General features: G+C 58.3%; 1 rRNA gene. It reads right to left on the reverse strand.

What is annotated here, in order from left to right:
- Positions 1–21: 21 nt before the first annotated feature.
- Positions 22–3,143, reverse strand: a 23S ribosomal RNA gene (locus ACTWP5_RS31975).
- Positions 3,144–3,205 lie beyond the last annotated feature (62 nt).

A 3,205-nucleotide genomic window follows, 5' to 3' on the forward strand; every position in this document is an offset into this window, starting at 1 on the left:
TCATAGTGGACGCGAGCATCTGCGGACAAGCCCTCGGCCTATTAGTACCAGTCAACTCCACCCCTCACAGGGCTTCCATCCCTGGCCTATCAACCCGGTCGTCTACCGGGAGCCTTACCCCCTCAAAGGAGGTGGGAGTCCTCATCTCGAAGCAGGCTTCCCGCTTAGATGCTTTCAGCGGTTATCCTTCCCGAACGTAGCCAACCAGCCATGCCCCTGGCGGGACAACTGGCACACCAGAGGTCCGTCCGTCCCGGTCCTCTCGTACTAGGGACAGCCCTTCTCAAGACTCCAACGCGCACAGCGGATAGGGACCGAACTGTCTCACGACGTTCTAAACCCAGCTCGCGTACCGCTTTAATGGGCGAACAGCCCAACCCTTGGGACCAACTCCAGCCCCAGGATGCGACGAGCCGACATCGAGGTGCCAAACCATCCCGTCGATACGGACTCTTGGGGAAGATCAGCCTGTTATCCCCGGGGTACCTTTTATCCGTTGAGCGACGGCGCTCCCACAAGCCACCGCCGGATCACTAGTCCCTGCTTTCGCACCTGCTCGACCCGCCAGTCTCACAGTCAAGCTCCCTTGTGCACTTACACTCACCACCTGATAACCAACCAGGCTGAGGGAACCTTTGGGCGCCTCCGTTACCCTTTAGGAGGCAACCGCCCCAGTTAAACTACCCACCAGACACTGTCCCCGATCCGGATCACGGACCCAGGTTCAGGCATCCAGCACGATCAGAGTGGTATTTCACCAATGACTCCACCCCAGCTGGCGCTGGAGTTTCACAGTCTCCCACCTATCCTACACAAACCGAACCGAACACCAATATCAAGCTGTAGTAAAGGTCCCGGGGTCTTTCCGTCCTGCTGCGCGAAACGAGCATCTTTACTCGTAGTGCAATTTCACCGGGCCTGTGGTTGAGACAGTCGAGAAGTCGTTACGCCATTCGTGCAGGTCGGAACTTACCCGACAAGGAATTTCGCTACCTTAGGATGGTTATAGTTACCACCGCCGTTTACTGGCGCTTAAGTTCCCAGCTTCACCCCAAAGGGCTAACCAGTCCCCTTAACGTTCCAGCACCGGGCAGGCGTCAGTCCGTATACATCGCCTTACAGCTTCGCACGGACCTGTGTTTTTAGTAAACAGTCGCTTCTCGCTGGTCTCTGCGGCCACCCCCAGCTCCAACCGCAACGGGTCTTCACCAGAAATGGCCCCCCTTCTCCCGAAGTTACGGGGGCAATTTGCCGAGTTCCTTAACCACAGTTCACCCGAACGCCTCGGTATACTCTACCTGACCACCTGAGTCGGTTTAGGGTACGGGCCGCCACAAAACTCGCTAGAGGCTTTTCTCGACAGCATAGGATCATCCACTTCACCACAATCGGCTCGGCATCAGGCCTCACCCTCGGATCTCGAAGACCCAGCCGCACGGATTTCCCTGCACGGCAGGCTACACCCTTACCCCGGGACAACCACCGCCCGGGCTGGACTACCTTCCTGCGTCACCCCATCACTCACCTACTACCCCCTCGGGCCACCGGATCCACACAGCAGCCCCCCGAAGGGAACCACCAGCTTCACGGGCTTAGCATCAGGAGATTCAGCGTTGGCGCTTCACGGCGGGTACCGGAATATCAACCGGTTATCCATCGACTACGCCTGTCGGCCTCGCCTTAGGCCCCGACTTACCCTGGGCAGATCAACTTGACCCAGGAACCCTTAGTCAATCGGCGCACCAGTTTCCCACTGGTGAATCGCTACTCATGCCTGCATTCTCACTCGCACACCGTCCACGACACAGTTACCCGGCCGCTTCACCCGGTGCACGACGCTCCCCTACCCACACGCAACCAAAGGCTACGCATGACACGACGTCGGCGGTGTACTTGAGCCCCGCTACATTGTCGGCGCGGAATCACTCGACCAGTGAGCTATTACGCACTCTTTCAAGGATGGCTGCTTCTAAGCCAACCTCCTGGCTGTCTAAGCGACTCCACATCCTTTCCCACTTAGCACACGCTTAGGGGCCTTAGTCGATGCTCTGGGCTGTTTCCCTCTCGACCACGAAGCTTATCCCCCGCAGTCTCACTGCCACGCTGAAACTTGCCGGCATTCGAAGTTTGGCTAAGGTCAGTAACCCGGTAAGGCCCATCACCTACCCAGCGCCCTACCTCCGACAAGCACCACATGACGCTGCACCTAAATGCATTTCGGGGAGAACCAGCTATCACGGAGTCTGATTGGCCTTTCACCCCTAACCACAGGTCATCCCCCAGATTTTCAACTCTGGTGGGTTCGGGCCTCCACGCGGTCTTACCCACGCTTCACCCTGCCCATGGCTAGATCACCCCGCTTCGGGTCCTAGGCATGCCACCACACGCGCCCTCTTCGGACTCGCTTTCGCTCCGGCTCCCCCACACGGGTTAACCAAGCGACACACCCACACTCGCAGGCTCATTCTTCAAAAGGCACGCAGTCACGACAACAACCCACAAGTGAGCTGCTGCGACGCTCCCACGGCTTGTAGGCACATGGTTTCAGGTACTCTTTCACTCCGCTCCCGCGGTACTTTTCACCATTCCCTCACGGTACTATCCGCTATCGGTCACCAGGGAATATTCAGGCTTACCAGGTGGTCCTGGCAGATTCACACGGGATTCCTCGAGCCCCATGCTACTCGGGCCACTGCCCCAACGAGTCACAGACATTTCAGCTACGGGGGTCTTACCCTCTACGCCAGGCCTTTCGCATGCCCTTCGCCTATACCTGCGATTTCTCACTCGCCGACCATCCGGCAGAACAGTCCAGACAGCGCCCACAACCCCGCACACGCAACCCCTGCCGGGTATCACACGTGAACGGTTTAGCCTCATCCGGTTTCGCTCACCACTACTCCCGGAATCACGGTTGTTTTCTCTTCCTGCGGGTACTGAGATGTTTCACTTCCCCGCGTTCCCTCCTACCGCCTATGCATTCAACGGCAGGTGACAGCCCATAACGACTGCCGGGTTCCCCCATTCGGACACCCCCGGATCACAGCTCGGTTGACAACTCCCCGGGGCCTATCGCGGCCTCCCACGTCCTTCATCGGTTCCTGGTGCCAAGGCATCCACCATGCGCCCTTAACAACTTGGCCACAGATGCTCGCGTCCACTATGCACAAATCAACCAGCAACAAGGAACACACCCACACACCCA

This window comes from Streptomyces sp. 4N509B (assembly GCF_052245655.1).
Lineage (GTDB): Bacteria > Actinomycetota > Actinomycetes > Streptomycetales > Streptomycetaceae > Streptomyces.